General features: G+C 55.5%; 42 protein-coding genes. All 42 read right to left on the minus strand.

The features are described from left to right. Positions 1 to 119: 119 nt before the first annotated feature. Positions 120 to 1298 (minus strand): sulfate adenylyltransferase, encoded by a 1179-nt coding sequence (gene sat / locus EAV92_RS16475; RefSeq protein ID WP_123042101.1) that lies wholly within the window; start codon positions 1296 to 1298, stop codon positions 120 to 122. A 47-nt stretch (positions 1299 to 1345) separates the two neighbouring features. Beyond that, positions 1346 to 2038 carry a phosphoadenylyl-sulfate reductase gene (locus EAV92_RS16480; RefSeq protein WP_123042102.1) on the minus strand — a complete coding sequence of 231 codons (693 nt, stop codon included), beginning with the start codon at positions 2036 to 2038 and terminating at the stop codon, positions 1346 to 1348. Between the two features lie 202 nt (positions 2039 to 2240). Further along, entirely contained in the window at positions 2241 to 2633 is a 393-nt protein-coding gene (gene rpsI, locus EAV92_RS16485) for a 30S ribosomal protein S9 (protein ID WP_123042103.1), read from the minus strand. Positions 2634 to 2648: 15 nt separating this feature from the next. Continuing rightward, complete coding sequence (gene rplM / locus EAV92_RS16490) at positions 2649 to 3086, minus strand: 50S ribosomal protein L13 (RefSeq protein WP_123042104.1); 438 nt, start codon at positions 3084 to 3086, stop codon at positions 2649 to 2651. A 194-nt stretch (positions 3087 to 3280) separates the two neighbouring features. Continuing rightward, positions 3281 to 4102: a tRNA pseudouridine(38-40) synthase TruA gene (gene truA / locus EAV92_RS16495; RefSeq protein ID WP_123042105.1), complete on the minus strand. Its 822-nt coding sequence runs from the start codon at positions 4100 to 4102 to the stop codon at positions 3281 to 3283. Positions 4103 to 4188: 86 nt separating this feature from the next. Next, complete coding sequence (gene rplQ / locus EAV92_RS16500; protein WP_123042106.1) at positions 4189 to 4554, minus strand: 50S ribosomal protein L17; 366 nt, start codon at positions 4552 to 4554, stop codon at positions 4189 to 4191. A 34-nt stretch (positions 4555 to 4588) separates the two neighbouring features. After that, on the minus strand, positions 4589 to 5533 hold the full coding sequence (locus EAV92_RS16505; protein ID WP_123042107.1) for a DNA-directed RNA polymerase subunit alpha: 945 nt from the start codon (positions 5531 to 5533) through the stop codon (positions 4589 to 4591). Positions 5534 to 5727: 194 nt separating this feature from the next. Further along, positions 5728 to 6126, minus strand: a complete 399-nt coding sequence (gene rpsK / locus EAV92_RS16510) for a 30S ribosomal protein S11 (RefSeq protein WP_123042108.1) — start codon at positions 6124 to 6126, stop codon at positions 5728 to 5730. 18 nt (positions 6127 to 6144) lie between these two features. After that, positions 6145 to 6513, minus strand: coding sequence for a 30S ribosomal protein S13 (rpsM, locus tag EAV92_RS16515; protein ID WP_123042109.1), 369 nt, complete (start codon positions 6511 to 6513; stop codon positions 6145 to 6147). Between the two features lie 19 nt (positions 6514 to 6532). Beyond that, the gene (rpmJ, locus tag EAV92_RS16520; protein ID WP_003333770.1) at positions 6533 to 6646 is read right to left on the minus strand and encodes a 50S ribosomal protein L36; all 114 of its coding nucleotides are present in this window, start codon (positions 6644 to 6646) and stop codon (positions 6533 to 6535) included. A gap of 88 nt (positions 6647 to 6734) precedes the next feature. Further along, on the minus strand, positions 6735 to 6950 hold the full coding sequence (gene infA / locus EAV92_RS16525; RefSeq protein WP_035121186.1) for a translation initiation factor IF-1: 216 nt from the start codon (positions 6948 to 6950) through the stop codon (positions 6735 to 6737). A 2-nt stretch (positions 6951 to 6952) separates the two neighbouring features. Further along, positions 6953 to 7297, minus strand: coding sequence for a KOW domain-containing RNA-binding protein (locus EAV92_RS16530; RefSeq protein ID WP_241158292.1), 345 nt, complete (start codon positions 7295 to 7297; stop codon positions 6953 to 6955). Between the two features lie 23 nt (positions 7298 to 7320). Further along, positions 7321 to 8067 carry a type I methionyl aminopeptidase gene (gene map, locus EAV92_RS16535; RefSeq protein WP_123042110.1) on the minus strand — a complete coding sequence of 249 codons (747 nt, stop codon included), beginning with the start codon at positions 8065 to 8067 and terminating at the stop codon, positions 7321 to 7323. A gap of 6 nt (positions 8068 to 8073) precedes the next feature. Beyond that, on the minus strand, positions 8074 to 8718 hold the full coding sequence (locus tag EAV92_RS16540) for an adenylate kinase (protein ID WP_123042111.1): 645 nt from the start codon (positions 8716 to 8718) through the stop codon (positions 8074 to 8076). Between the two features lie 21 nt (positions 8719 to 8739). Continuing rightward, complete coding sequence (gene secY, locus EAV92_RS16545) at positions 8740 to 10038, minus strand: preprotein translocase subunit SecY (RefSeq protein WP_123042112.1); 1299 nt, start codon at positions 10036 to 10038, stop codon at positions 8740 to 8742. Next, complete coding sequence (rplO, locus tag EAV92_RS16550) at positions 10038 to 10481, minus strand: 50S ribosomal protein L15 (protein WP_123042113.1); 444 nt, start codon at positions 10479 to 10481, stop codon at positions 10038 to 10040. The genes secY and rplO overlap by 1 nt, the downstream gene beginning before the upstream one ends. Before the next feature lie 50 nt (positions 10482 to 10531). Continuing rightward, positions 10532 to 10711, minus strand: a complete 180-nt coding sequence (gene rpmD, locus EAV92_RS16555) for a 50S ribosomal protein L30 (RefSeq protein ID WP_123042114.1) — start codon at positions 10709 to 10711, stop codon at positions 10532 to 10534. A gap of 13 nt (positions 10712 to 10724) precedes the next feature. Next, positions 10725 to 11222: a 30S ribosomal protein S5 gene (gene rpsE / locus EAV92_RS16560; RefSeq protein WP_123042115.1), complete on the minus strand. Its 498-nt coding sequence runs from the start codon at positions 11220 to 11222 to the stop codon at positions 10725 to 10727. A 27-nt stretch (positions 11223 to 11249) separates the two neighbouring features. Continuing rightward, positions 11250 to 11618, minus strand: coding sequence for a 50S ribosomal protein L18 (gene rplR, locus EAV92_RS16565; protein WP_123042116.1), 369 nt, complete (start codon positions 11616 to 11618; stop codon positions 11250 to 11252). 64 nt (positions 11619 to 11682) lie between these two features. Next, entirely contained in the window at positions 11683 to 12225 is a 543-nt protein-coding gene (rplF, locus tag EAV92_RS16570; RefSeq protein WP_123042117.1) for a 50S ribosomal protein L6, read from the minus strand. Between the two features lie 30 nt (positions 12226 to 12255). Continuing rightward, positions 12256 to 12654, minus strand: coding sequence for a 30S ribosomal protein S8 (gene rpsH / locus EAV92_RS16575; RefSeq protein ID WP_123042118.1), 399 nt, complete (start codon positions 12652 to 12654; stop codon positions 12256 to 12258). 30 nt (positions 12655 to 12684) lie between these two features. Then, positions 12685 to 12870 (minus strand): type Z 30S ribosomal protein S14, encoded by a 186-nt coding sequence (locus tag EAV92_RS16580; RefSeq protein ID WP_123042119.1) that lies wholly within the window; start codon positions 12868 to 12870, stop codon positions 12685 to 12687. Between the two features lie 38 nt (positions 12871 to 12908). Next, entirely contained in the window at positions 12909 to 13451 is a 543-nt protein-coding gene (gene rplE / locus EAV92_RS16585) for a 50S ribosomal protein L5 (protein ID WP_123042120.1), read from the minus strand. A 35-nt stretch (positions 13452 to 13486) separates the two neighbouring features. After that, positions 13487 to 13840 (minus strand): 50S ribosomal protein L24, encoded by a 354-nt coding sequence (gene rplX / locus EAV92_RS16590; RefSeq protein ID WP_241158293.1) that lies wholly within the window; start codon positions 13838 to 13840, stop codon positions 13487 to 13489. A gap of 42 nt (positions 13841 to 13882) precedes the next feature. Further along, positions 13883 to 14251: a 50S ribosomal protein L14 gene (gene rplN / locus EAV92_RS16595; RefSeq protein WP_123042121.1), complete on the minus strand. Its 369-nt coding sequence runs from the start codon at positions 14249 to 14251 to the stop codon at positions 13883 to 13885. Positions 14252 to 14287: 36 nt separating this feature from the next. Beyond that, the gene (gene rpsQ / locus EAV92_RS16600) at positions 14288 to 14551 is read right to left on the minus strand and encodes a 30S ribosomal protein S17 (RefSeq protein ID WP_123042122.1); all 264 of its coding nucleotides are present in this window, start codon (positions 14549 to 14551) and stop codon (positions 14288 to 14290) included. Positions 14552 to 14589: 38 nt separating this feature from the next. Further along, the gene (rpmC, locus tag EAV92_RS16605) at positions 14590 to 14787 is read right to left on the minus strand and encodes a 50S ribosomal protein L29 (protein ID WP_123042123.1); all 198 of its coding nucleotides are present in this window, start codon (positions 14785 to 14787) and stop codon (positions 14590 to 14592) included. Continuing rightward, positions 14774 to 15211, minus strand: a complete 438-nt coding sequence (gene rplP / locus EAV92_RS16610; RefSeq protein WP_123042124.1) for a 50S ribosomal protein L16 — start codon at positions 15209 to 15211, stop codon at positions 14774 to 14776. The genes rpmC and rplP overlap by 14 nt, the downstream gene beginning before the upstream one ends. Positions 15212 to 15213: 2 nt before the next feature. Continuing rightward, a complete protein-coding gene (gene rpsC, locus EAV92_RS16615; RefSeq protein ID WP_123042125.1) occupies positions 15214 to 15879 on the minus strand; it encodes a 30S ribosomal protein S3 in 666 nt (221 codons plus the stop codon). 13 nt (positions 15880 to 15892) lie between these two features. Further along, positions 15893 to 16231 carry a 50S ribosomal protein L22 gene (rplV, locus tag EAV92_RS16620; RefSeq protein ID WP_123042126.1) on the minus strand — a complete coding sequence of 113 codons (339 nt, stop codon included), beginning with the start codon at positions 16229 to 16231 and terminating at the stop codon, positions 15893 to 15895. 62 nt (positions 16232 to 16293) lie between these two features. Further along, positions 16294 to 16575 (minus strand): 30S ribosomal protein S19, encoded by a 282-nt coding sequence (gene rpsS / locus EAV92_RS16625; protein ID WP_123042127.1) that lies wholly within the window; start codon positions 16573 to 16575, stop codon positions 16294 to 16296. Positions 16576 to 16638: 63 nt separating this feature from the next. After that, positions 16639 to 17469, minus strand: a complete 831-nt coding sequence (rplB, locus tag EAV92_RS16630; RefSeq protein WP_123042128.1) for a 50S ribosomal protein L2 — start codon at positions 17467 to 17469, stop codon at positions 16639 to 16641. 32 nt (positions 17470 to 17501) lie between these two features. After that, the gene (gene rplW, locus EAV92_RS16635) at positions 17502 to 17795 is read right to left on the minus strand and encodes a 50S ribosomal protein L23 (RefSeq protein ID WP_123042129.1); all 294 of its coding nucleotides are present in this window, start codon (positions 17793 to 17795) and stop codon (positions 17502 to 17504) included. Continuing rightward, entirely contained in the window at positions 17795 to 18418 is a 624-nt protein-coding gene (gene rplD / locus EAV92_RS16640; protein WP_123042130.1) for a 50S ribosomal protein L4, read from the minus strand. Before rplD ends, rplW begins: the two co-directional genes overlap by 1 nt. A 30-nt stretch (positions 18419 to 18448) precedes the next feature. Next, positions 18449 to 19075: a 50S ribosomal protein L3 gene (gene rplC, locus EAV92_RS16645; RefSeq protein WP_123042131.1), complete on the minus strand. Its 627-nt coding sequence runs from the start codon at positions 19073 to 19075 to the stop codon at positions 18449 to 18451. A 50-nt stretch (positions 19076 to 19125) separates the two neighbouring features. Beyond that, the gene (rpsJ, locus tag EAV92_RS16650) at positions 19126 to 19434 is read right to left on the minus strand and encodes a 30S ribosomal protein S10 (RefSeq protein ID WP_116065558.1); all 309 of its coding nucleotides are present in this window, start codon (positions 19432 to 19434) and stop codon (positions 19126 to 19128) included. Positions 19435 to 19776: 342 nt separating this feature from the next. Beyond that, positions 19777 to 20967: an elongation factor Tu gene (gene tuf, locus EAV92_RS16655; RefSeq protein ID WP_123042132.1), complete on the minus strand. Its 1191-nt coding sequence runs from the start codon at positions 20965 to 20967 to the stop codon at positions 19777 to 19779. Positions 20968 to 21066: 99 nt separating this feature from the next. Continuing rightward, on the minus strand, positions 21067 to 23142 hold the full coding sequence (gene fusA, locus EAV92_RS16660; RefSeq protein WP_123042133.1) for an elongation factor G: 2076 nt from the start codon (positions 23140 to 23142) through the stop codon (positions 21067 to 21069). Positions 23143 to 23159: 17 nt separating this feature from the next. Further along, on the minus strand, positions 23160 to 23630 hold the full coding sequence (gene rpsG / locus EAV92_RS16665) for a 30S ribosomal protein S7 (RefSeq protein WP_123042134.1): 471 nt from the start codon (positions 23628 to 23630) through the stop codon (positions 23160 to 23162). Between the two features lie 43 nt (positions 23631 to 23673). Beyond that, positions 23674 to 24096: a 30S ribosomal protein S12 gene (gene rpsL, locus EAV92_RS16670; RefSeq protein WP_123042135.1), complete on the minus strand. Its 423-nt coding sequence runs from the start codon at positions 24094 to 24096 to the stop codon at positions 23674 to 23676. Positions 24097 to 24253: 157 nt separating this feature from the next. Next, positions 24254 to 24511: a ribosomal L7Ae/L30e/S12e/Gadd45 family protein gene (locus EAV92_RS16675; RefSeq protein WP_123042136.1), complete on the minus strand. Its 258-nt coding sequence runs from the start codon at positions 24509 to 24511 to the stop codon at positions 24254 to 24256. A gap of 94 nt (positions 24512 to 24605) precedes the next feature. Beyond that, a complete protein-coding gene (locus EAV92_RS16680; protein ID WP_123042137.1) occupies positions 24606 to 25481 on the minus strand; it encodes a polysaccharide deacetylase family protein in 876 nt (291 codons plus the stop codon). Positions 25482 to 25523: the final 42 nt, after the last annotated feature.

Below are 25523 nucleotides of genomic sequence, written 5' to 3' on the forward strand. Positions count from 1 at the left end.
CGCCGCCGGAAGTCGAGTCTGCTCCATCCTTTACGATTACCGGTCGAAAACAAAAAATCCACCCCGTCCCGGGAATAAATTCCCTACATTCTATGGGACAAGGCGGATCTTTATGATCATTAAATGCTATAGGCTTTGCTTGCTTCGGACATACCCTCGATCAGGATCTTCGCGACCTCGGGACGGGAGAATTCCGGCGGCGGGCAAATGCCGTCGCGCAGCAGCGCGCGCACCTTCGTACCGGACAGCGTCAGATGGTCTTCCTTGCCGTGCGGGCACGTTTTGCTCGAAGCCATGTTCCCGCACTTGGTGCAGAAGAAGCTGTGTTCGAAGAACAGCGGCGTAATGCCGAGGTCTTCGGCCGGGAACGAACGAAGCAGGTCTTGCGCTTCGTAGGTGCCATAGTAATCGCCTACGCCCGCATGGTCGCGGCCGACGATAAAGTGCGTGCAGCCGTAGTTTTTGCGGACCATGGCGTGGAAGATCGCTTCACGGGGACCCGCATAGCGCATGGCCGCCGGGAAAACGCCGAGGAAGACCCGGTCTTCCGGATAGTAGTTCTCCAGCAGCGCCAAGTAGCTCTTCATGCGCACGTTTGCCGGAACGTCATCCGACTTCGTCTCACCGACGAGCGGGTTCAGGAACAGGCCATCCACGATTTCCATCGCCGATTTCTGGATGTATTCATGCGCCCGGTGGACCGGATTGCGCGTCTGGAATCCGACAACGGTCCGCCAGCCCTTCTCGGCGAAGATGCGGCGCGTTTCCGAAGGATCGAAATAAAACTCGTTGAATTTCTCCGGTTTCGGACGGTTGAGCACTCGGATCGGACCGCCGACGTAGGTGTCCGGACGGTCGAACAGCTTCACGACGCCCGGATGTTCCGTGTCGTCCGTTTTGAACACCTTAACGGCTTCCTGCTTTTTATCGACCTTGTAGATGCTCTCAATGTCGATGATCGCGTAGACGACGCCGTCGTTTTCGCCTACCAGCGCAGCCTGTTGGCCGACGGACAGCGAAGCGGCTTGGTCTGCGGTCACGGCGAGCGTAATCGGGATGCTCCAGACAAGGCCGTTTTTCAGTCTCATCGTATCGACGACGGACAGATAGTCATCCTGATTCATGAAGCCCGTAAGCGGGCTGAAAGCTCCGACGCCGATCAAATCCAGATCGGATATCGTCCAGTTGTTGACCGGAATCGCCGTCAAGCCGGCAGCTTTGGCCAGCAGTTCTTCCCGTTCCTGGCCTTCGGCAAGCCGGTTGATCAACGTTCCGCCATGCGGTTGAATAGCGCTCATTTCAGAGTAGCTCCTTCTCTCCGTAGTCCGTAAAGCTGGGAATCCGATTACTTATGCAAACCGCACTCGGTCTTGTCGCTGCCTGCCCAACGTCCAGCGCGCGGGTCTTCGCCAGGCATGACCTGGCGCGTGCAGTACTCGCAGCCGATGCTCGGATAGTTCCGGTCGTGAAGCGGATTGTAAATGACGTCGTTCTCGCGGATGTAATTCCACACGTCCTCGGAAGTCCATGCCGCAAGCGGGTTGAATTTCACCAAACCGAACTTCGTGTCGTATTCCACTTTCTTGGCGTTAGCCCGAGTCGGCGCTTGGTCGCGGCGAATGCCCGTGATCCAAGCTTCATACTGGCCCAAAATCCGAGTCAGCGGCTCGACTTTGCGGATGTTGCAGCAAGCGTTCGGATCGCTTTTCCACAGCTCTGCGCCATGCTCAGCGGCTTGCTCTTCCGGCGTAATCTTCGGTTTCACCTGGACGAATTCGAGGCCGTATTTCTCGACCATGCGGTCGCGGGTTTCATAGGTTTCCTTGAAATGAAAATCCGTATCCAGGTAGAAAATGTCCGTCTTCGGACTGATTTTTTGCAGCATATCGACGAGCACGACATCTTCCGCCCCGAAGCTGCAAGCGAACGTGATGTTCGGGAACGTGTCGACCGCCCAGCGGATCACCGTCTCGGGAGATGCGTTCTCGAACTCTTCCGCCTTCTGGCGGATGAGCGCCTCTTTTTCGAAGAAGTTCATGAATGTTGACCTCCGTTTTTAAAATCCTAGTGCTTTCGTATGAATTAACACTCATTATACGCCTTCGTCCCCTCGAGTTCAATGCATGGGGGCAAACTTTCCGGGACAAAAGCCTGCAAACACAACCAAATCATTCTATTCCGCGGAACGGAAAATGCCCCCCCGGCCGAACGGTCGGCTGGAGAGGCATTCGATGCAAGGATTAGCGTTTCGAGAATTGAGGAGCGCGGCGAGCCGCTTTAAGCCCGTATTTCTTACGTTCTTTCATCCGCGGGTCGCGAGTCAGGAAGCCGGCTTTCTTCAGCGCAGGGCGCAGTTCCGGATCGGCTTTGAGCAGCGCGCGGGAAATGCCGTGGCGGATCGCGCCGGCTTGGCCGGACGTACCGCCGCCGTTAGCGAGTACGATGATGTCGTATTTGCCCGCAGTTTCCGTGAGAACCAGCGGTTGCTTTACGATCAGTTTGAGCGTATCGAGACCGAAATATTCGTTGATATCGCGAGTGTTGATCACGATGCGTCCTTCACCCGGCACGAGACGAACTCGCGCGACGGATTGTTTCCGACGACCCGTTCCGATATATTGCACTTGAGCCATTCGTTCGTCCTCCTATTATCCGCGAAGTTCGTAAACTTCAGGTTGTTGGGCTTGATGCGGATGCTCCGCACCTGCGTATACTTTGAGCTTGGATTGCTGTTGGTGACCGAGCTTGTTATGCGGAAGCATGCCGTAAACGGCAAGTTCGATAATACGCGCAGGTTTCTTTTGCAGCATTTCGCCCGCCGTCGTCGTTTTCAAACCGCCCGGATAGTGGGAGTGCGTGTAGTATTTCTTTTGCGTCAGCTTTTTGCCGGTCAGCTTCACCTTGTCGGCGTTGATGATGATCACGAAATCACCCGTGTCGATGTGCGGAGTGAATTCCGGCTTGTGTTTGCCGCGGATCAGAGCGGCGGCTTCGCTGGCCAGACGGCCGAGGGTTTTGCCTTCAGCGTCGATCAGAAGCCATTTGCGTTCGACTTCGTTCGTCTTCGCCATGTAAGTGGTGCGCATGAATGATCCTCCTTCTTGATTCTCGCAGTCCGTGTTTTATGGTTCCGTTACGGCTCGCTCCGGATGGATCGGATGAGCTCGTCTAGATTTCTTGTTAGGTATTAAACATACGAAAAAATGTGACGCTTCTTCATTGGGGGCCGTGGGAAGCCGTGAAGAAGGCACAAAAATTATTGTACAGGAACCGGGCGCCATTAGCAAGTATATTTTTCATCGTATTCGATCTTCCATAAGGTCAATCCGTGAGCCATCGCGGTAGGCCCCGCCTTCGCCCGGCTTCGCGCGGCCAGAATGGCCGCCATATCGTCCGGCTGCCGTTTGCCTTCCCCTACCTGCAGGATCGTACCGGCAATGATGCGGACCATGTTATAAAGGAAGCCGTTGCCGGAAACGTACAGATGGAACAGCCCTCTCGTTTTGCCGGGGAAGCGGATCCGATCCCTCTCTTCCAGCAGCGTGGGGATGTCGTCTGGCAGCGCAACCGATTCCAGCCTCGCCTCATAGACCGTCCTCACATGGTGAGGTTTCGTAGACAGAGGGCTCGTGAAGGAGGTGAAATCATGTTCCCCGATGAGATGCTGCAAACCTGCCTGCATCGCCCCGACATTCAGCGGCGTCGGATGGTGGAATTCGAAACGACGTCGAAACGGATCCGGAAACTTGCAACAGTTGATCGCGTAACGGTACGTCTTGCGAACGGCGTGCCGTCTGGCATTGAATTCGTCCGGCATTTCCCGGGCCGAGTGGACGACGATATCCTCCGGCAGCCTGGTGTTCAACGCGACGGCCCATCGGTCGATCGGGATTGTCGAATCCGTGTGGAAGTTCACGAACATGCCCCTGGCGTGTACGCCAGCATCCGTCCTTCCGGCGCCCAGCATGTGATGCGGCTCGCCTGTCAGGATCCGGACGGCTTCTTCCAGCTTGTCCTGCACGGTATTGCCTCCAGGCTGGCTCTGGAAACCGAAATAGTCCGTGCCGTCGTAACTGATGACAAGACAAATGTTGCGCCGCATCCTGATTCCTCCTGCAACGGCTGCCTAAAAAAATAGAAGGATGATCCGAATCGGCGATTCGGTCCATCCTTCTTTGCTCCGTTCGCTTACGCGCGGTCTACGAGCTCAAGATATACCATTGGAGCGGAGTCGCCGCGACGGGGACCCAGCTTCAGGATACGGGTATAACCGCCCGCACGTTCCGCATAGCGTCCCGCCAGATCGGAGAACAGCTTTTGGATGGCGTCTTGTTCGCCGTTCAAGGACTCGCGGCGCACGAATGCCGCTACCTGACGACGAGCGTGCAGGTCGCCGCGCTTGGCGAGGGTGATCAGCTTTTCCGCGATCGAACGCACTTCCTTGGCTTTCGCTTCGGTCGTTTGGATGCGCTCGTAGAGGAACAGGTCGGTGACCAGGTCACGGAAAAGAGCTTTCCGCGAGCTGGAGTCGCGACTCAGTTTCGAGTATGCCATTGTATTCCCTCCCTTACTGCTAGTTGCTTGAAGCTTATTCTTCGATGCGCAGGCCCAATCCGAGCTCTTCGAGCTTCTCTTGGACTTCCTCCAAAGACTTGCGGCCGAGGTTGCGGACCTTCATCATGTCTTCTTCGGTTTTCGTGATCAGCTCTTGCACGGTGTTGATTCCGGCGCGTTTCAGGCAGTTATAGGAACGGACCGAAAGATCCAGCTCTTCGATGGTCATCTCGAGCACTTTCTCTTTCTTGTCCTCTTCCTTCTCTTTCATCGTCTCGGTATCCTTGGCTTCGTCGGTCAGGCCGACGAACAGCGACAGGTGATCCGTGAGGATCTTCGCACCCAGGCTTACCGCTTCTTCCGGCCAAATGCTTCCGTCCGTCCAAACTTCCAACGTGAGCTTGTCATAGTTGGTCACTTGTCCGACACGGGTGTTTTCGACCTGGTAGTTCACGCGGGTAATCGGTGTGTAGATCGAATCGATGGGAATGACACCGATCGGCTGATCTTCCTTCTTGTTGCGGTCCGCAGGAACGTATCCGCGGCCTTGTTTGGCGCTGATCCGCATATGCAAGCGCGCACCGGAAGCCAGCGTCGCGATGTGCAGGTCCGGATTCAGGATTTCGACGTCGCTGTCGGCGCGGATGTCTCCCGCCGTAATGACGCCTTCGCCTTCCGCATCGATTTCAAGGATCTTCTCCTCATCCGAGTGGATCTTCAGCGACAAGCGCTTCAGATTGAGGATGATCTCAGTGACATCCTCCATCACGCCCGGAATCGTGGAGAACTCATGAAGCACGCCGTCAATCTGGACGGATGTGGCGGCTGCGCCCGGCAAGGACGACAGCAGGATACGGCGGAGGGAATTGCCCAACGTCATGCCATAACCACGTTCCAGCGGTTCTACGACAAAACGTCCATACCTTTTGTCTTCCTGGATCTCTACCGATTCGATTTTCGGCTTCTCGATCACAATCACAAACAATACCCTCCTTCAAAACGTCGTCATGCAAGCTGACGTTGCCGTTTGTCTACCTCTAACGGGGTAAACCATGTAGTATGCCTAACCATTACAACCATTATTCACAAGTTGTTTTTGTTTGATACCACATACCGTGCTGCCGAACACGCATCGCATCGCGACGGCGTTTCGAGCAGCACATACGACACGTCTTATACGCGGCGGCGTTTCGGAGGACGGCAGCCGTTGTGAGGCACCGGCGTTACGTCTTTGATCATGCTGACTTCGAGGCCTGCGGCTTGCAGGGAACGGATCGCGGCTTCGCGGCCTGCGCCCGGACCTTTAACCATGACTTCGACCGTACGCATGCCGTGCTCCATAGCGGCGCGGGCAGCGGACTCTGCTGCCATTTGAGCGGCGAACGGAGTGCTTTTGCGGGAGCCTTTGAAGCCCAGGTTGCCGGAGCTTGCCCAGGAAACCGCGTTTCCGTGAGGATCCGTAATCGTAACGATCGTGTTGTTGAACGTCGAACGGATGTGTGCAACACCCGAATCGATGTTTTTCCGGTCACGACGCTTCGTACGAACGACTTTCTTTCCTTTTGGTGCCATTCTCGTTATCCCCCCTTATTACTTCTTCTTGTTCGCTACCGTACGGCGCGGGCCTTTGCGCGTCCGGGCATTCGTTTTCGTGCGTTGTCCGCGAACCGGGAGACCGCGGCGATGGCGGATGCCGCGATAGCAGCCGATCTCGGTCAGGCGTTTGATGTTCAGGGCGATTTCGCGGCGAAGGTCGCCTTCCACTTTCAGCGATTTGTCGATCGCGTCGCGGATACGGGCGAGCTCATCTTCCGTCAGATCGCGAACACGGGTGTTCGGATTGACTTCGGATTGCGCGAGCAGCTTCTGGGAAGTGGTTTTACCGATCCCGAAGATGTACGTCAGGGCGATTTCCACGCGTTTGTCGCGGGGAATGTCAACACCAGCAATACGTGCCATGTGTCAGATGCACCTCCTCTTAGCCTTGTTTTTGTTTGTGCTTCGGATTTTCGCAGATAACCATCACGTTGCCTTTGCGGCGAATGACTTTGCATTTCTCGCAAATCGGTTTGACCGAAGGTCTAACCTTCATGATTTATAACCTCCTCAGAGTGGGATCGAAAGGCGCGGCGAACCGTCGCGATTCGATCAACACGGTTTCGGTAATCCGGAGAAAGAACTTATTTGCGGTAGGTAATGCGACCTCGCGTCAGATCGTAGGGCGACAGCTGGATAACCACCTTGTCTCCCGTCAGGATCCGGATGAAGTGCATCCGCAGTTTGCCGGAAACGTGCGCCAGAATCTGGTGTCCGTTCTCAAGCTCCACTTTGAACATCGCGTTCGGAAGCGGCTCGATGACCGTTCCCTCTACCTCGATAACGTCCTCTTTGGCCACCGTCATTCTCCTTTCTCTTCAGCATCCCGTGCGGGCGGAATTGCGTCGCTTGGCGAACCTGTTTCGGCCGCCAACATTTCGGCTTTGCTGACTGCGAACCGAAGCTTCGCGTTGGTGACGCGGCCGGTTTCGCGAAGGCTGTTCGCGACTTCCTCGCTATGAATCCCGAGCGGTTCGAGATGAAGCACGTTTTTGCGTTTGGGCCGGTCGAATCGGCGTTTGTCGCCGTCGGCCACGAGCGCGAATCGCTCGCCGTCGAGCGCAAGGACAACGCACAGCTGCCCTTCGTCTTTGCCACGCCGGCTTCTCGCGATATCGCCGGGGTTCCAATTCTTCCATTCCGTCATAGCGAAATCACCTGGCTTCTTCTTCAAGAGCGGGTCAATATTTCGTACCCGTCTTCGGTTACGGCAACAGTATGCTCGAAATGCGCACACAGCGAGCCGTCCACCGTCACGACTGTCCAATTGTCGGAGAGGGTCTTGACGTACCGCTCTCCCGCTACGACCATCGGCTCGATGGCGAGCGTCATTCCCGGTTTCAGCCTCGGGCCTCTCTCGGGAATGCCATAGTTCGGAATTTGCGGTTCCTCGTGCAGGTCAGTGCCGATGCCGTGCCCGACATACTCGCGCACGACCGAGAAACCGGCCTCTTCAATCACTTTTTGGATGCCGTGGGATACGGTGAACAGCCTGACATCCGGACGAACCAGCTCAAGTCCCGCGTACAGCGAAGCTTCCGTTACGTCCAGAAGGCGCTGCGCCTCATCGGAGATGGATCCGACGCCGTAGGTCCAGGCGGAGTCGCCGTGGTAGCCCCGGAACTGAGCTCCGATGTCGATGCTGATGATGTCGCCCTCCATGAGCTTCCGCGGTCCGGGGAACCCGTGGACGAGTTCCTCGTTAACGGAAGCGCATATGCTGGACGGGAATCCGTTGTAGCCTTTGAAAGACGGAACGGCACCTTGACTCCGAATGTACGAGTCCGCGATACGGTCCAGCTCTGCGGTTGTAATGCCGGGCGCCACCGCCTCTTTCATCAGGCGATGCGTATCCGCGACAATACGGCCAGCCTCTCGCATCAAGTTCAATTCCGAGTCGGACTTGCAGACGATCATGGCCGATTACCCTCTGAGAAGGGAACCGATGTCGGCCGTAACCTCGTCGATGTCCTTCTCCCCGTCCACTTCGCGGAGCAATCCTTTGTCTCCATAGTAGGCCAACAAAGGCGCCGTCTTGCTCGTGTACTCGTCAAGCCGGGTGCCGACTTTCTCTTCGGTGTCGTCAGACCGCTGGTACAGCTCGCCCCCGCATTTGTCGCAGATGCCTTCCTGCTTAGGCGGGTTGAATATGACGTGATAGGTGGCTCCGCAGGATTTGCAGATGCGCCGGCCCGTAAGGCGGGCGAGCAGCAAGCTGCGGTCCACTTTCAAATTGATGACGTGGTCGATCTTGCGGCCCATTTCGGACAGCATACCGTCCAGCGCTTCCGCTTGCGCCAGCGTTCTCGGAAAGCCGTCAAGGAGAAATCCCTTGCTGCAATCCGGTTCCGCGAGGCGGTCGCGCACGATGCCGTTGGTCACTTCGTCCGGGACCAGGAGGCCTTGGTCGACGTACTCCTTCGCCTTCAGTCCCAGCGGCGTGCCTTGTTTCATCGCCAAACGAAAAGCATCGCCCGTGGAGATGTGTGGAACGCCGAACTGTTCGACGATCCGCTCCGCCTGCGTGCCTTTACCGGCGCCAGGAGGCCCCATAAACAGGATGTTCACTTCGACTACCTCCTGCCTGCATTACTTGTTGATGAAACCTTTGTAATGCCGTTTGATCAGCTGGCTTTCGATTTGTTTCATCGTTTCCAGCGCGACCCCGATCACGATCAGCAGCGAAGTGCCGCCGAGCGAAACGGTTCTCGGAAGATCGGCCAATTTCGCGAAGAACATCGGAAGCACCGAGATCAACGCAAGGAAGATCGCACCCGCGAGGGTGATCCGGGTAATCAGCTTCATCAGGTAGCCCGCGGTCGGTTTGCCCGGCCGGATGCCCGGAATGTAACCGCCGTTCTTCTTCATGTTATCCGCCATTTGCTGCGGATTGAACTGCACGAACGTGTAGAAGAACGTGAAGCCGATGATCAGCAGAACGTAGAAAACCATGCCGAGCGGCTTGTCGTAGTTCAAATTGTCGATGATCCATCTTGCCCAGGTGTGATTCGACCAGAAGTTGGCGATCGTAACCGGGAACATCAAGAGGGACGATGCGAAAATGACCGGAATTACGCCTGCGCCGTTCACTTTCAGCGGAATATGCGTCGTTTGGCCGCCGTACATTTTCTGGCCGACCACCCGTTTCGCATACTGCACCGGGATTTTGCGAACGCCTTGCTGGACGTAAATGACAGCCGCGACGATCAACACGATGACGATCAGGATGACGACGACCTTCACGATGTTCAGGAACATCTGATCCGCACTGATGAACTCGCTCGCGTAGATGTCGCGTGCGTGCTGAGGAATGCGGGAGACGATGGCGGCAAACATCAGGATCGAGATCCCGTTGCCGATTCCCTTCTCGTTGATTTGCTCGCCGAGCCACATCAGGAACGACGTACCTGCCGTCAACACGATCGTGATCATGGTGATCGTGGCTGCGGAGGAATCGATGATCATCTGTTGATTGTAAATCCGGTTAAAGCCGATGGTCGTCGCGAAGGCTTGGATAAGCCCCAAGATGACCGTGCCGTAACGCGTGACCTGTGCCAGTTTGCGTTTGCCGATTTCGCCTTCTTTTTGCCATTCCGTAAACTTCGGGATGACATCCATCGAGAGCAGCTGCACGATGATCGATGCCGTGATGTACGGCATGATCCCGAGCGCGAAGATGGAGAAGTGGAACAGGGCACCGCCGGAGAACGTGTTCAGAAGGCCGAACAGGTCGTTTCCTTGTTGGTTGGCCGCGTTCAAAGCATCCTTGTTGATGTTCGGAACCGGCACGAACGCGCCGATCCGATAAACCAACAGAATGAAGAGCGTGAACAGGATCCGTTTGCGCAGATCCTCGACTTTCCAAATGTTCTGGACGGTCCTGAGCATTAGATCACCTCGGTTTTACCGCCGGCGGCCTGGATTTTATCAGCAGCGGATTGTGAAAACTTATGTGCTTTCACGGTCAGCTTAACGGTGAGTTCGCCGTTGCCGAGAACTTTGATGCCGTCTTTCGGGTTCTTGAGGATCCCTTCGGACAACAGCAGCTCAGGCGTCACTTCCGTACCGTCAGCGAATCCGTTCAGTTGGTCCAGGTTCACGATCGCGTAAACCGTAGCAAAACGTTCGTTGTTGAAGCCGCGCTTCGGCAGTCGACGGTACAACGGGTTCTGGCCGCCCTCGAAACCGGGACGGACGCCGCCGCCGGAACGGGCGTTTTGACCTTTGTGACCGCGACCGGACGTTTTGCCGAGACCGCTGCCGGTACCGCGACCCACGCGCTTGCGGGTCGATTTGGAACCTTCCGCAGGCTGGAGCTCATGCAATTTCATCGTTCGTCGCACCTCCTATAAGAGTTATGCCGATCTTTCGGAAAGGCGGATTATACTTCTTTCACTTCGACCAGGTGGCTGATGGTGTTCACCATGCCGCGGATGGCCGCGTTGTCTTCTTTAACGACTACGGAATTCGTCTTGCGCAAGCCCAGAGATTGAACCGTCTGGCGTTGGTTTTCCGGACGTCCGATCAGGCTGCGCTTGAGGGTGATTTGCAGTTTCGCCATCTTATACCCCTCCTTAACCCAGCAGCTCTTCCACGGATTTACCGCGGAGTTTCGCCACGTCTTCAGCGCGTTTCAGGCGGGAAAGACCTTCCAGCGTCGCATTAACCATGTTAATGGAGTTGGAGGAACCCAGCGATTTCGTCAAAATATCGCCGACTCCGGCCAATTCGAGCACCGCGCGGACAGGACCGCCCGCGATAACGCCCGTACCTTCCGATGCCGGTTTCAGCAGCACTTTGCCGGCGCCGAAGTGACCCGTAACGGCGTGCGGGATGGTCGTGCCGACCAGCGGAACGTATACGAGATTTTTCTTCGCGTCTTCGACGCCTTTGCGGATCGCGTCCGGCACTTCGCCGGCTTTACCGATGCCTGCACCGACCCAGCCCTTGCCGTCGCCTACGACGACGAGCGCACTGAAGCTGAAACGGCGGCCGCCTTTGACGACTTTCGCGACGCGATTGATTTGGACCATTTTTTCCGTCAGTTCCAAAGAATTCGGATCTACACGCAAGTCGTTAACCCTCCTTGTTTCTTAATGTTAAAACTGAAGTCCGGCTTCGCGAGCTGCGTCTGCCAGAGCTTGAATGCGTCCATGGTACAAGTAGCCGCCGCGGTCGAACACGACGTTCTCGAAACCTTTGGCTTTTGCGCGTTGAGCGATCAGTTCGCCTACTTTGCGAGCCGCTTCGACGTTGCCGCCGTTGCTGACTTGACCGGCCAGTTCCTTGTCAACCGTAGATGCGCTTGCCAGCGTAACGCCGGTTTCGTCATCGATCAGTTGAACATAAATATGTTTCGAGGAACGGTATACGGAGAGGCGCGGACGAACCGTCGTACCGCTGATTTTCTTACGCACGCGCAGGTGACGCTTCAGACGCGCTTTGTTCTTGTCGCCTTTGGTAATCATCCGAGTAAAACTCCCTTCTCGGCGTTGCATCTAGGCAGCTCTTAACCACCCGCAACTACCTAAATTACTTCTTCTTGCCGGCTTTGCCCTCTTTGCGGAGGATGCGTTCGCCTTCGTATTTGATGCCTTTGCCTTTGTACGGTTCCGGCGGACGTACGGAACGGACTTTCGCAGCCGTTTCGCCGACGACTTCTTTGTCGATGCCGCGGATGATGATGCGGTTTTGAGCCGGCACTTCGAACTCGATGCCGCTCGCCGGGTTGAATTCAACCGGGTGGGAGTAGCCGACGTTCAGTACCAGTTTTTCGCCGGATTTGCTTGCGCGGTAGCCGACGCCAACGAGCTCAAGGTTTTTCGCGTAACCCTCGGTTACGCCGTTCACCATGTTAGCGACGACGCTGCGCGTCGTGCCGTGCAGGGAACGATGAAGCTTGTTGTCGGAAGGACGCTCGACGTTGATGACGCCTTCTTCCAACACGATCTTCATGTCTTTATGCAGTTCGCGAGTCAAAGTTCCTTTCGGTCCTTTAACCGTAATGACGTTGTTGTCCAGGTTCACGTTCACGCCGTTAGGCACCTGGATCGGTTTGCGTCCGATACGGGACATGGGTACACCTCCAATCGTGTGCGGGTTGTATTACCAAACGTAAGCGAGAACTTCGCCGCCGTTTTTGCCTTGACGTGCTTCTTTGTCGGTCACGATGCCTTTCGAAGTCGAAATGATCGCGATGCCGAGTCCGCCCAGAACGCGCGGAACTTCATTAGACTTCGTGTATACGCGCAGTCCCGGTTTGCTGATGCGCTTCAGCCCGGTGATGACGCGCTCGTTGTTAGGGCCGTATTTCAGGAAAATACGGATCAGCCCTTGCTTGTTGTCCTCGACGTACTCCGCGTCGCGGATGAAGCCTTCACGCTTCAGGATATCCGCGATTTGACGCTTCACGCTGGAAGCAGGGAGTTCAACCGATTCATGACGCACGAGATTCGCGTTGCGAATGCGCGTCAGCATATCTGCAATGGGATCAGACATAACCATGGGGTAAACCTCCTTCCCGAACTAGGCTGATTACCAGCTCGCTTTTTTGACGCCAGGAATCTGGCCTTTGTATGCCAATTCGCGGAAACAAATCCGGCAAATTTTGAACTTGCGAAGAACGGAATGCGGACGGCCGCAGCGTTCGCAACGCGTGTAAGCTTGGACTGCAAACTTCGGCGCGCGTTGTTGCTTGATTTTCATCGACGTTTTTGCCACTTGCTTTCACACCTCCTAAAGGATTAGGCGGGCGATCGTCACTTCGTGAACGGCATGCCCAGTTGGGTGAGCAGCTCGCGAGCTTCTTCGTCCGATTGAGCCGTCGTTACGATGACGATGTCCATCCCGCGGATTTTATCGATTTTGTCGTATTCGATCTCCGGGAAAATCAGCTGTTCTTTCAAGCCCAGCGTGTAGTTGCCGCGTCCGTCGAACGATTTGCTCGATACGCCGCGGAAGTCGCGTACGCGCGGAAGGGAAATGTTGAACAGTTTGTCGAGGAAGTAGTACATCCGGTCGCCGCGCAGCGTGACTTTCACGCCGATCGGCAAGTTTTCGCGGAGACGGAAACCGGCGATCGATTTCTTCGCGCGAGTGATGACTGGCTTCTGGCCGGCGATCTTCTGCATGTCTTCGACTGCTGCGTCCAGGACTTTGGAGTTCTGAACCGCTTCGCCGACGCCCATGTTGATGACGACCTTCTCGATTTTCGGTACTTGCATCACCGATTTGTAATTGAACTTCTGCATCAGAGCAGGAGTGATTTCAGAAACGAAACGTTCTTTCATTCTTGCTGCCATTTGTCACAGTGACCTCCTTTCCGTCAAAACTTCGTTTAGTCGATCTCTTGGCCGGACTTCTTTGCGATCCGGACTTTCTTGCCGTTGTCGAGAACTTTGTAACCGATCCGGGTCGGCTTGCCGCTCTTCGGATCGATGTGCATGACGTTCGAGACGTGGATCGGGGCTTCGCGCTCGATGATGCCGCCTTGCGGGTTCGCTTGGTTCGGACGCGTATGGCGTTTCACCATGTTGACGCCTTCGATCAGGACGCGGTTCTCGCGGGGATAAGCGGCGATGACGCGGCCTTTTTTCCCTTTGTCTTTGCCCGTGATGACGATGACGTTATCGTCTTTCTTCACGTGCAGTTTATTGTTGTGCGATTCCAGCACTTTTTTCAAACGGGACATGGGTACACCTCCTGCCTTCTACTCTTAAGTCCGTACCGGTGATTAAAGAACTTCCGGTGCCAGGGAAATGATTTTCATGAAGTCGCGTTCGCGAAGCTCACGGGCGACCGGTCCGAAGATCCGGGTGCCGCGGGGGCTCTTGTCTTCTTTGACGATAACGGCCGCATTCTCGTCGAACGAGATGTAGGATCCGTCTTTACGGCGCGTCGAGAACTTCGTGCGGACGATAACGCATTTGACTACGTCGCCCTTTTTGACAACGCCGCCTGGTGTTGCTTGTTTAACGGAAGCCACGATCAGGTCGCCGATGTGTCCGACGCGGCGTCCCGTACCGCCGAGCACGCGGATGCACATCAGTTCTTTCGCACCGGAGTTGTCGGCTACGGCCAGACGCGTAAACGGTTGAATCATCGAAGGGTCCTCCTTTCACTCACAGGTGAAATCGAATTACAGAATGACGGCTTTCTCGGTGATTTCGACCAGACGCCACGTTTTGTCTTTCGACAGCGGGCGGGTCTCCATGATTCTCACGGTATCGCCGATTTTCGCCTCGTTGTTCTCGTCGTGCGCTTTGAATTTCTTCGTGTACTTGATGCGTTTATGGTACAGGCTGTGCTTCTTGTACGTTTCGACAGCCACTACGATCGTTTTGTCCATCTTGTCGGAGACGACTTTACCGATCTGAACCTTCCGGTTGTTGCGTTCGCTCAAGGGTAAATCCTCCTTCCTGAAATGTGGGTTCAGGTTAATCAGCCGATGCCGAGTTCACGCTCGCGCAAAATCGTCTTGGCCCGGGCGATTTCTTTCCGCAGCTCGCTGATGCGGTGCGGGTTGTCCAGCTGGCCGGTAGCCAGTTGGAAACGGAGGTTGAAAAGCTCATCCTTGAAACCGGCGACCTTCTGCTCGAGCTCTGCCGATGTCAGGTTGCGGAATTCACTGGCCTTCATTTGCTTCACCACCCAGTTCTTCACGCTTCACGAATTTCGTCTTGATCGGCAGCTTGTGGGCTGCGAGACGCATCGCTTCACGCGCGATCTCCTCGGATACACCGGCAAGCTCGAACAGGATTTTGCCCGGCTTAACTACGGCAACCCATGCTTCTACGTTACCTTTACCGCTACCCATCCGGACTTCAAGAGGCTTCTGGGTGATCGGTTTCGAAGGGAAAATTTTAATCCACACTTTACCGCCCCGCTTGATGTAGCGGGTCATCGCGATACGCGCGGCTTCGATTTGACGGTTGGTTACCCAAGCCGGTTCCATCGCTTGAAGGCCGTATTCGCCGAAGTGCACTTCCGTGCCGCCTTTGGCCATGCCTTTCATCTTGCCGCGATGCTGCTTGCGGTGTTTGACGCGTTTAGGGATCAACATGATCAGTTGCCTCCTTCCTCAGCGGCTCTTTTCTTCGCCGGAAGGACTTCGCCACGGTAGATCCATACTTTTACGCCGATGCGGCCATAGGTCGTATGTGCTTCTGCCGTGCCGTAGTCGATGTCCGCACGCAGCGTGTGCAGCGGAACCGTTCCTTCGCTGTAGCCCTCGTCGCGAGCGATTTCCGCTCCGCCGAGACGACCGCTGACGGCTGTTTTGATACCTTTAGCGCCTGCGCGCTGGGTCCGTTGGATCGCTTGTTTCATGGCGCGGCGGAACGAAGTCCGGCGCTCCAGCTGTTGCGCGATGCTTTCGGCAACGAGGACAGCGTCCAGTTCGGGGTTTTTGATTTCGGAAATGTTGATGTGCACTTTCTTGCCGTTCGTGATCTTCGCCAGTTGGCTGCGAAGCACTTCCACTTCGGCGCCGCCTTTACCGATAACGATACCCGGCTTGGCGGTGTGAATCGTGACGTTCACGCGGTTCGTCGCACGTTCGATCTCAATGCGGGAAACAGCGGCGTCTTTCAGCTTATTTTTGAGGAATTCGCGGATTTTGACGTCTTCCATCAGAAGCGTGCCAAATTCCTTTTTACCGGCATACCATTTGGATTCCCAATCACGGATGATGCCGATGCGAAGACCGACCGGATTTACTTTTTGACCCACACGTTGTCCCTCCTTATTTTTCGGATACGACCAGCGTAATGTGGCTGGTGCGCTTGAAGATGCTGAACGCGCGGCCCTGGGAACGCGGCTGGAACCGTTTCATGGTCGGGCCTTCGTTAACGAACGCCTCGGAAACGACCAGTTTGTTCACGTCCAATTGGTAGTTGTGTTCAGCGTTGGCAATCGCGGAGTTCAGCAGCTTCTCCAATACCGGAGAGGCCGAACGCGGCGTATGGCGCAGAATGGCGATCGCTTCTCCGACTTTCTTGCCGCGGATCAGGTCGACGACCAGGCGGACTTTACGAGCCGGAATGCGAATGTTATGCACATGTGCTTTCGCTTGCTGAGACATCTGAGTACCTCCTCCCGTACGTTACGTGCGTCGGCGGAGACCGCCGACTCGCAGGGTTACAATTATCGTTTACCGGTTTTCTTGTCGTCGTCCGTATGGCCTTTGAACGTACGAGTCGGCGCGAATTCGCCGAGCTTGTGTCCGACCATGTCTTCCGTAACGTAGACTGGCACGTGTTTGCGTCCGTCGTAAACGGCGAACGTGTTGCCCACGAACTGCGGGAAAATCGTCGAGCGGCGGGACCACGTTTTGATGACGGTTTTCTTCTGAGAATCAGCTTGTTCCGCTACTTTCTTCAGCAGATAGTCGTCGACGAAAGGCCCCTTCTTCAGGCTGCGACCCATGGAATGCTCCTCCCTTCAATGCGGCTGGAAAGTTTTCCGTTCATGCCGCTTGGCGCATGCGTATTACTTGCTGCGGCGACGAACAATATATTTGCTCGAAGCTTTTTTCTTTTTGCGGGTTTTGTAGCCGAGCGTCGGTTTGCCCCAAGGAGACATCGGGGATTTCCGTCCGATCGGAGCGCGGCCTTCGCCGCCGCCGTGCGGGTGATCGACCGGGTTCATGACGACGCCGCGGACCGTAGGGCGTTTGCCCAGGTGCCGGTTGCGTCCTGCTTTACCGATGTTGATCAGCTCGTGGTCTTGGTTGCCGACCGTACCGATCGTTGCGCGGCATTGTTTCAATACGCGGCGGATTTCGCCGGAAGTCAGGCGGATCGTCACGTATTGCTCTTCTTTACCGAGCAGCTGAGCGGAAGTACCTGCAGCGCGGACCAACTGGCCGCCTTTGCCTGGCTTAAGCTCAATGTTGTGGATAACCGTACCGACCGGGATGTTCTCCAGCGGAAGGGCGTTACCGTTCTTGATGTCGGCTTCGGGGCCGGACATGATTTCGTCGCCGACTTTGAGTCCTTTCGGAGCGATGATGTAAGCTTTCTCTCCGTCGACGTAGTTGATCAGCGCGATGTAAGACGTGCGGTTCGGATCGTATTCGATCGTAGCCACGCGGCCTGGGATGCCGTCTTTCGTGCGCTTGAAGTCGATGATGCGGTATTTGCGCTTATGACCGCCGCCGTGGTGGCGAACCGTCAGTTTACCTTGGTTGTTGCGACCCGCCGTTTTGGACAGCGGCGCGAGCAGCGATTTCTCCGGCGTCGAAGTGGTGATCTCTTCGAACGTGGACATCGTCATTTGACGACGGCTCGGCGTGGTCGGTTTAAACTTTTTGACTGGCACTCGGATTCCCTCCTTACTTCAAGAGTTGGTGATTATACGGAAGCTTCGAAGAACTCGAGCGGCTTGCTGCCTTCTGCGAGCTGAACGATCGCTTTTTTCCATTCCGACGTATAACCGCTGTGGCGGCCATAACGCTTCGGCTTAGCCGGCATGCGCAGCGTATTGACGCTGGCGACCTTCACTTTGAAGATCTGCTCGACGGCTTGCTTGATTTCGGTCTTGTTGGCCTTGAGGTCAACTTCGAACACGTATTTCAGCTGGTCGATGAACTCGCTGGTGCGTTCGGTAATGACCGGCCGCTTGATCACATCACGGGGGTTTTTCATTACGCGAACACCTCCTCTACCTTGGCGACCGCGTCCTTCGTGATGATCAGTTGATCATGAACCATCACGTCAAGCACGTTGATTCCGTCTGCGGCGACGAATTTGACGCCCGGAATGTTGCGTGCGGACAGAGCCACGTTGTTGTCAAAGTCGGCGGTGACGACGAGCGCCTTGCGGCCAACCTTGAGGTTGTTCAAAATTTTCGCGAAATCCTTCGTCTTCGGCTGGCTCAGGGTCAGCTGATCGAGAACGATAATTCCGTTGCCTGCCACTTTGCTGGACAGAGCGGATTTGATCGCCAAACGGCGAACTTTGCGGGGCAATTTGAAGCCGTAGCTGCGCGGGGTCGGTCCGAAGACGATACCGCCGCCTTTCCATTGAGGCGAACGGATCGAGCCTTGACGGGCGCGGCCGGTGCCTTTCTGTTTCCACGGTTTGCGGCCGCCGCCGCTCACTTCGGAACGTCCTTTGACTTTGTGCGTGCCTTGGCGAACGGAAGCTTGCTGAAGCACGACTGCGCTGTGCAGGACGTGGGTGTTCGGCTCGATGCCGAAGATACCGTCAGCCAGTTCGATTTCGCCGACTTGGCTGCCTTCCACGTTGTATACAGACACTTTAGGCATGTGTGGTCCTCCTTTCTTTAACGATAAAGATTATTTCTTCACCGATGCGCGAATTTTAAGATAAGTGTTCTTCGGTCCCGGTACGGAGCCTTTGATCAGCAGAACGTTGCGCTCCGCGTCGACTTTCACGATTTCAAGGTTTTGAACCGTGATCGTCTCGGCGCCCATACGGCCGTGCATTTTCTTGCCTTTCGGTACGCGGTTCGCGTCGCGGATCGTCGCGAGAGAACCGTTACCGCGGTGGTATTTGGAACCGTGCGCCATCGGGCCGCGGGACATGCCCCAACGCTTGATCGCGCCAGCCGTTCCTTTACCTTTGGAGATACCCGTTACGTCAACAAATTGACCTTCTTCGAAAATGTCGACTTTGATCTCTTGGCCAACTTCGACACCGTTCAGGTCAGCACCGCGGATTTCGCGGACGAAGCGCTTGGGCGCCGTGTTGGCTTTTTTCGCATGGCCTTGCTCCGGTTTGTTCGAAAGCTTTTCGCGCTTGTCGGCGAAACCGAGTTGGATCGCTTCGTAACCGTCGTTTGCAGCGTCTTTCTTTTGCAGTACGACGCTCGGCGTTGCCTCGATAACCGTGACCGGCACTACGCTACCGTCTGCCGCGAACACTTGAGTCATGCCGAGTTTACGTCCCAAGATTCCTTTCATGTTGACACCTCTTTTCCCTTCTGTATGAGACACAGTCTCTGTGGATTGGATTACAGCTTGATTTCGATGTCGACGCCGGACGGCAGGTCAAGGCGCATCAGCGCGTCTACCGTTTGCGGCGTAGGATTGACGATGTCAATCAGGCGTTTGTGCGTGCGCATTTCGAATTGCTCACGCGAATCCTTATACTTGTGCACCGCGCGCAGGATCGTGATGATCTGCTTTTCGGTCGGCAGCGGAATCGGACCCGATACACCAGCACCGGTACGTTTCGCCGTCTCTACGATTTTTTCCGCGGATTGATCCAGCACGCGGTGGTCGTAGGCTTTCAAGCGGATACGGATTTTTTGCTTCGCCATAGTAAAATTCCCTCCTCATTCGTCCAATTTTGGAATCGGACATACTCCGTGAGAAAACCCGACGACCCCCGAATCACCACTCTATGGCAAAGGGGCCGGGTGTGTCGGCAACCTCTCACATCATCGCACAGTCGCAGACCAACATTCACTATTATAGCGACCCGGCCGGGCGAATGCAACAAAATTTTAAGTTATTTTCAACTGATGTGTTTTGACGGTTCGCCTTCTGGTTATGCGAGCTGGTCACGGAATTTTTGCTTCTATTATAAAGAAGAGATTCGGTATCATCCCGCCTTTATCGCACAAGCAAAAAGGCATCCCCGAAGGGATGCCTCAAGTCGATTACTTCTGGATGGAAGCAACCGCGCCAGCGCCAACCGTACGGCCGCCTTCGCGGATAGCGAAGCGCGTGCCTTCTTCGATAGCGATCGGCGAGATCAGGGAAACGGTAACCGTGATGTTATCGCCCGGCATAACCATTTCCGTGCCTTCCGGCAGGTTGATGATGCCCGTTACGTCCGTCGTCCGGAAGTAGAACTGCGGACGGTAGCCCGTGAAGAAAGGCTTGTGACGGCCGCCTTCAGCAGAGGTCAGAACGTAGATTTGAGCAGTGAACTCGGTGTGCGGCTTAACCGAACCCGGTTTAACGATAACTTGACCGCGCTCGATGTCTTTGCGGTCAACACCGCGGAGCAATGCGCCGATGTTGTCGCCGGCTTGCGCTTGGTCAAGCAGCTTGCGGAACATTTCAACGCCCGTAACAACCGTTTTGCGGGTTTCTTCTTGCAGACCGACGATTTCAACCTCGTCGCCTACTTTAACGATACCGCGCTCAACGCGTCCCGTAGCAACCGTACCGCGGCCCGTGATCGTGAACACGTCCTCGACAGGCATCAGGAAAGGCTTGTCGGTAGCGCGCTCAGGCGTCGGGATGTAGCTGTCGACTTGCTCGAACAGCTCAACGATTTTGTCGGCCCAAGGACCTTCCGGGTTTTGCAGAGCTTCACGAGCAGCGCCGCGGATGATCGGAGTGTCGTCGCCCGGGAACTCGTACTCGTTCAGCAGGTCGCGTACTTCCATTTCAACCAGTTCAAGCAGCTCTTCGTCTTCAACCATGTCGCATTTGTTCAGGAATACGACGATGTAAGGAACGCCTACTTGGCGGGAGAGCAGGATGTGCTCGCGCGTTTGCGGCATCGGGCCGTCAGCAGCGGAAACGACCAGGATGGCTCCGTCCATTTGAGCAGCGCCGGTGATCATGTTTTTAACATAGTCGGCGTGTCCAGGGCAGTCAACGTGAGCATAGTGGCGGTTCGGAGTTTCATACTCAACGTGAGCGGTGGAGATCGTGATTCCGCGCTCGCGCTCTTCCGGAGCTTTGTCGATTTGGTCGAACGCTACTGCAGCGCCGCCGTACTTTTTGGAAAGAACGGTCGTGATGGCAGCCGTCAGGGTCGTTTTACCATGGTCAACGTGACCGATCGTACCGATGTTAACGTGCGGTTTGTTACGTTCAAACTTTGCCTTTGCCATTGGTTTTTGCCTCCTTATTAAGTAAAAAGGATTTATTGATGGAGGGCCGGAAGCGCGTTACCGCGCTTCCTTGGCCCATCCGCTATCTCATTTTGAAACTTATGCACCTTTGGACTTGGCGATAATCTCTTCGGAAATCGACTTCGGAACTTCTTCGTAGTGCGACAGTTCCATCGAGAAGACACCGCGTCCTTGCGTACCGGAACGGAGAGTCGTGGAGTAGCCGAACATCTCGGACAGCGGCACCTTAGCACGGATGATTTGCGCGCCGAAACGCGAATCCGTACCTTCGATGCGACCGCGACGGGAGCTCAGCATGCCCATTACGTCACCGAAGTACTCTTCCGGAACGGTAACTTCGACTTTCATGATCGGCTCGAGCAGGACGGGGTTACACTTGTCCTTCGCTGCTTTAAGCGCCATGGAGCCGGCGATTTTGAACGCCATCTCGGAGGAGTCGACGTCATGGTACGAACCGTCGACGACGGTCGCTTTGACGTCAACCAGCGGGAAGCCCGCGAGAACGCCGTTCTTCATCGACTCTTCGATACCTGCGCCGATCGGGGCGATGTATTCGCGAGGAATAGCGCCGCCGACGACTTTGCTCTCGAAGATGTAGCCGGTGCCCGGTTCCAAAGGTTCGAACTCCACCCAGCAATGGCCGTATTGACCGCGGCCGCCGGACTGGCGAACGAACTTGCCTTCGACGCGCGCAGGCGACTTGAAGGTCTCGCGGTAAGCAACCTGCGGTTTACCGACATTCGTTTCGACCTTGAACTCACGAAGCATGCGGTCGACGAGAATCTCCAGATGGAGCTCGCCCATGCCGGCGATGATCGTTTGTCCGGTTTCTTCGTCCGTGTGGGCACGGAAAGTCGGATCTTCCTCGGAGAGCTTCTGGAGCGCGATACCCATTTTGTCTTGGTCGGCTTTCGTTTTCGGCTCGACCGCGAGCTGGATAACCGGCTCCGGGAAGTTCATCGATTCGAGGATAACCGGGTTCTTCTCGTCGCACAGCGTGTCGCCGGTCGTCGTATCTTTCAGGCCGACCGCAGCCGCGATGTCACCAGCGTAAACTTCGCTGATTTCTTGACGGCTGTTGGCGTGCATCTGAAGGATACGGCCGATGCGCTCGCGCTTGCCTTTCGTTGCGTTCACGACGTAAGAACCGGAATTCAGAATACCGGAGTATACGCGGAAGAACGTCAGCTTGCCGACGAACGGGTCGGTCATGATTTTGAACGCAAGTGCCGAGAACGGTTGGTCGTCGGCGGATTTGCGCGTCGTTTCCGTACCGTCGTCGAGATGTCCTTTAATGTCCGGAACGTCAATCGGCGCAGGCAGGTAATCGACAACGGCATCCAGCATCGGCTGAACGCCCTTGTTGCGGTAGGAGGAACCGCAGACGACGGGGAAGATTTTCACGTCCACGACGCCTTTGCGAAGAGCCGTCTTCAGTTCCGGAATGGTGATTTCTTCACCTTCCAGATACTTCATCATGAGCTCTTCGTCAAGCTCGGCGACTCTCTCCACGAGTTCCGCGCGAAGCTCTTCGGCTTTGCTCTTGAGGTCGGCCGGAATTTCGCCTTGTACCGGTTCTTTGCCGAGATCGTCTTTGTAGGTGTAAGCGACCATTTCAACCAGGTCGATCATACCCACGAAGTCGTTCTCCGCGCCGATCGGCAATTGGATGGCAACGGCATTGGCGCCGAGACGTTCTCTCATGTCGCTGACGACGTTCAAGAAGTCCGCACCGATGATGTCCATTTTGTTTACGTACGCGATCCGCGGTACGCCGTAACGGTCGGCTTGACGCCATACCGTTTCGGATTGCGGCTCGACGCCTTCTTTGGCACTGAATACGCCTACGGCTCCGTCCAATACGCGAAGGGAGCGCTCGACCTCTACCGTAAAGTCAACGTGACCCGGTGTGTCGATAATATTGATGCGATGACCTTTCCATTGAGCGGTCGTTGCGGCAGACGTGATCGTGATGCCGCGTTCTTGTTCTTGCTCCATCCAGTCCATCGTAGCGGCGCCTTCGTGCACTTCGCCGATCTTATGAACGCGTCCGGTGTAGAACAGGATCCGTTCCGTGGTGGTCGTCTTGCCCGCGTCAATATGCGCCATGATGCCGATATTACGCGTATTTTTCAAGGAGAACTCTCTTGCCATGGTTGGTCTCCCTTCGATTACCAGCGGTAGTGGGCGAACGCTTTGTTCGCTTCCGCCATTTTGTGCGTGTCTTCGCGCTTCTTAACTGCCGCTCCCGTGTTGTTGGAAGCGTCGAGGATCTCAGCGGCCAAACGTTCTTCCATCGTCTTCTCGCCGCGGTTGCGGGAGTAGTTGACGAGCCAGCGAAGTCCGAGCGACGTGCGGCGCTCCGGTTTCACTTCGATCGGAACTTGGTAGTTGGCGCCGCCGACGCGGCGGGCTTTAACTTCCAGTACCGGCATGATGTTTTTGATGGCAGCTTCGAATACTTCCATCGGATCTTTGCCGGAGCGTTCCTGAATCAGGTTGAACGCATTGTACAAAATTTGCTGCGCAACGCCCCTCTTACCGTCGATCATGATGCGGTTGACCAGACGGGTAACGAGCTTGCTGTTATAAATCGGATCCGGGAGAACATCCCGTTTCGGAACAGGTCCTTTGCGAGGCATTTAAGCTCCTCCTTTCTCATTCGTGATGAATCGCTATGGGCGATTAGGATTTCTTGGCTTTCGGACGTTTCGTGCCGTATTTGGAACGAGCTTGCATCCGGTTGTTCACGCCTGCGGTGTCAAGAGCGCCGCGGACGATGTGGTAACGTACACCCGGAAGGTCTTTAACGCGGCCACCGCGAATGAGCACGACACTGTGCTCCTGCAGGTTGTGGCCGATCCCCGGAATGTAGGCAGTCACCTCTACGCGGTTCGTCAAGCGTACGCGCGCGTATTTACGGAGTGCGGAGTTCGGTTTTTTCGGCGTCATCGTGCCTACGCGGGTGCAAACCCCGCGCTTCTGAGGCGCGCTCAGATCGGTCTCTACACGCTTCAGGGCGTTGAAGCCTTTTTGCAGTGCCGGAGATTTCGATTTGACCACTTTCGGTTGACGACCTTTACGAACGAGCTGGTTGATTGTTGGCATGTTGCCACCCCCTTCCCATGAATTCCTTGCTAAGAAAATAAGACGGACTACCGATTTGCAAAGCCCACAGATCCAGGCGGTTCATTTTGAGAAACGAGAAAGGGCCGCGCCGAAACTTCTTCCCGAAAGATCGAAGTTCCGAGGCTACCCGTATGGCTTATTCCTCAACGGCCGCGGCCATCGCCGCGCCCACTTCTATGCCGCATGTTTTGCCCAGGTTCCGCATCGTGTCCACGAGCGTCAGCTTTACGTTCCGCTGCTCGCACAGTTGGATGATCTTCGAAACCATGCGCGGATCTGCATCTTGCGCGACGAAGACTTCATACGCCCTTCCGAGCTCGACCGCCTTCATCGTCTGCTTCGTGCCGATAACGACGTTCATTTCCGTCCTTGAAACGTTGTCGCCCGCTGTCATAGACACCGACCTCCACAAGAACAGAAAAAATACGTCAAGCACACACTCAAACATAGTAGCACCTGACATATGCCGGTGTCAAGAAAAGTTATCGTCATGTTCGGGGCTGGTCATACGCGCTTAGTTTTCTCAGCAGATCCCGTTCGGAAATGCCGGACGCGCCGGCGTTTACCCTCTTCACCAGAAGGCTTCCGTCGTTCTCGTTGATCCCCGATCGGGTCGTGAAAAACAGCTGTATGCCTTCCTTTTGGCCGATCTCGAGAAGCTCATCATCGTAACTTCCGTAGGGAAAGCATAGCAATCTCGTTTTATTGCCAAGCTCCGCGTTTAAACGTACGTCGGCGAGTTCCAGATCCGTCGCCACGCGCCTGCGGTATTGCTCATCCGTTTCCGTTTTCTTGCTGTCTTTATCGTACAATCGACCAATTAACGCCGGCTTCTTCGTTCCATCGCCGTCGGTCGGGACTTGGACATGCGATCCATACGAGTGCGAGTAAAACGATTGGCCGTTCCCCTTCATTTCCCGCATCTCGTCCCAACTCAAGTGCGTCTCGCTCTCCTGATGTTGCAACGGCTCGTCGGTCGAACGCACGACCACGAATACCGAAGCTTTCACGCCGAACTCCTTCAAAACCGGGAAAGCCACCTTGTAGGCACTCTCGTATCCATCGTCGATCGTTACCAGGACAGCGTTATTCGGAAGGTCGTTCCCGTGCAGCTTGTACATCAGGAAGTCGTTCATCGTGATAAAATGGTACCCAGCGTCGCGAAGCGCCTGAAGCTGTGACCGGAACTTTTTATCGGAAATCGTCACGTTATTCTCGACGGGACCGAAGTTATGGTACATGAGAACGACGGCTTTGTCCCTGTAATGGAATGCCTGCTTCGTTTCTTTGGCGGTGCCGCGATCCGGAATCGCGAATAAAACGAACAGCATGAAAATGGTATATAGGGCAATGTAACGTTTCAATGTCTTCCCTGCTAACTAAGTAAGTATTTTTCCTTATATTAG

Source organism: Cohnella candidum (assembly GCF_003713065.1).
GTDB lineage: Bacteria > Bacillota > Bacilli > Paenibacillales > Paenibacillaceae > Cohnella > Cohnella candidum.

What these genes read in the sequence shown, in the direction of transcription:
- sat (WP_123042101.1), bottom strand. Translation starts at nt 1,298, where the DNA reads ATGAGCGCTATTCAACCGCATGGCGGAACGTTGATCAACCGGCTTGCC.
- EAV92_RS16480 (WP_123042102.1), bottom strand. Translation starts at nt 2,038, where the DNA reads ATGAACTTCTTCGAAAAAGAGGCGCTCATCCGCCAGAAGGCGGAAGAG.
- rpsI (WP_123042103.1), bottom strand. Translation starts at nt 2,633, where the DNA reads ATGGCTCAAGTGCAATATATCGGAACGGGTCGTCGGAAACAATCCGTC.
- rplM (WP_123042104.1), bottom strand. Translation starts at nt 3,086, where the DNA reads ATGCGCACCACTTACATGGCGAAGACGAACGAAGTCGAACGCAAATGG.
- truA (WP_123042105.1), bottom strand. Translation starts at nt 4,102, where the DNA reads ATGCGGCGCAACATTTGTCTTGTCATCAGTTACGACGGCACGGACTAT.
- rplQ (WP_123042106.1), bottom strand. Translation starts at nt 4,554, where the DNA reads ATGGCATACTCGAAACTGAGTCGCGACTCCAGCTCGCGGAAAGCTCTT.
- rpsK (WP_123042108.1), bottom strand. Translation starts at nt 6,126, where the DNA reads ATGGCACCAAAAGGAAAGAAAGTCGTTCGTACGAAGCGTCGTGACCGG.
- rpsM (WP_123042109.1), bottom strand. Translation starts at nt 6,513, where the DNA reads ATGGCACGTATTGCTGGTGTTGACATTCCCCGCGACAAACGCGTGGAA.
- rpmJ (WP_003333770.1), bottom strand. Translation starts at nt 6,646, where the DNA reads ATGAAGGTTAGACCTTCGGTCAAACCGATTTGCGAGAAATGCAAAGTC.
- EAV92_RS16530 (WP_241158292.1), bottom strand. Translation starts at nt 7,297, where the DNA reads ATGACGGAATGGAAGAATTGGAACCCCGGCGATATCGCGAGAAGCCGG.
- map (WP_123042110.1), bottom strand. Translation starts at nt 8,067, where the DNA reads ATGATCGTCTGCAAGTCCGACTCGGAATTGAACTTGATGCGAGAGGCT.
- secY (WP_123042112.1), bottom strand. Translation starts at nt 10,038, where the DNA reads ATGCTCAGGACCGTCCAGAACATTTGGAAAGTCGAGGATCTGCGCAAA.
- rplO (WP_123042113.1), bottom strand. Translation starts at nt 10,481, where the DNA reads ATGAAATTGCATGAGCTCCAGCCTGCGGAAGGTTCCAAATCGACCCGC.
- rpmD (WP_123042114.1), bottom strand. Translation starts at nt 10,711, where the DNA reads ATGGCGAAACTGCAAATCACCCTCAAGCGCAGCCTGATCGGACGTCCG.
- rplR (WP_123042116.1), bottom strand. Translation starts at nt 11,618, where the DNA reads ATGATTACCAAAGGCGACAAGAACAAAGCGCGTCTGAAGCGTCACCTG.
- rplF (WP_123042117.1), bottom strand. Translation starts at nt 12,225, where the DNA reads ATGTCCCGTATCGGACGCAAACCGATCCAGGTGCCTAACGGCGTGAAC.
- rpsH (WP_123042118.1), bottom strand. Translation starts at nt 12,654, where the DNA reads ATGGTTATGTCTGATCCCATTGCAGATATGCTGACGCGCATTCGCAAC.
- rplE (WP_123042120.1), bottom strand. Translation starts at nt 13,451, where the DNA reads ATGGCAGCAAGAATGAAAGAACGTTTCGTTTCTGAAATCACTCCTGCT.
- rplX (WP_241158293.1), bottom strand. Translation starts at nt 13,840, where the DNA reads ATGTCCCGTTTGAAAAAAGTGCTGGAATCGCACAACAATAAACTGCAC.
- rplN (WP_123042121.1), bottom strand. Translation starts at nt 14,251, where the DNA reads ATGATTCAACCGTTTACGCGTCTGGCCGTAGCCGACAACTCCGGTGCG.
- rpmC (WP_123042123.1), bottom strand. Translation starts at nt 14,787, where the DNA reads ATGAAGGCCAGTGAATTCCGCAACCTGACATCGGCAGAGCTCGAGCAG.
- rplP (WP_123042124.1), bottom strand. Translation starts at nt 15,211, where the DNA reads ATGTTGATCCCTAAACGCGTCAAACACCGCAAGCAGCATCGCGGCAAG.
- rplV (WP_123042126.1), bottom strand. Translation starts at nt 16,231, where the DNA reads ATGTCTCAGCAAGCGAAAGCACATGTGCATAACATTCGCATTCCGGCT.
- rpsS (WP_123042127.1), bottom strand. Translation starts at nt 16,575, where the DNA reads ATGGGTCGCAGCCTGAAGAAGGGGCCTTTCGTCGACGACTATCTGCTG.
- rplW (WP_123042129.1), bottom strand. Translation starts at nt 17,795, where the DNA reads ATGAAAAACCCCCGTGATGTGATCAAGCGGCCGGTCATTACCGAACGC.
- rplD (WP_123042130.1), bottom strand. Translation starts at nt 18,418, where the DNA reads ATGCCTAAAGTGTCTGTATACAACGTGGAAGGCAGCCAAGTCGGCGAA.
- rplC (WP_123042131.1), bottom strand. Translation starts at nt 19,075, where the DNA reads ATGAAAGGAATCTTGGGACGTAAACTCGGCATGACTCAAGTGTTCGCG.
- rpsJ (WP_116065558.1), bottom strand. Translation starts at nt 19,434, where the DNA reads ATGGCGAAGCAAAAAATCCGTATCCGCTTGAAAGCCTACGACCACCGC.
- tuf (WP_123042132.1), bottom strand. Translation starts at nt 20,967, where the DNA reads ATGGCAAAGGCAAAGTTTGAACGTAACAAACCGCACGTTAACATCGGT.
- fusA (WP_123042133.1), bottom strand. Translation starts at nt 23,142, where the DNA reads ATGGCAAGAGAGTTCTCCTTGAAAAATACGCGTAATATCGGCATCATG.
- rpsG (WP_123042134.1), bottom strand. Translation starts at nt 23,630, where the DNA reads ATGCCTCGCAAAGGACCTGTTCCGAAACGGGATGTTCTCCCGGATCCG.
- rpsL (WP_123042135.1), bottom strand. Translation starts at nt 24,096, where the DNA reads ATGCCAACAATCAACCAGCTCGTTCGTAAAGGTCGTCAACCGAAAGTG.
- EAV92_RS16675 (WP_123042136.1), bottom strand. Translation starts at nt 24,511, where the DNA reads ATGACAGCGGGCGACAACGTTTCAAGGACGGAAATGAACGTCGTTATC.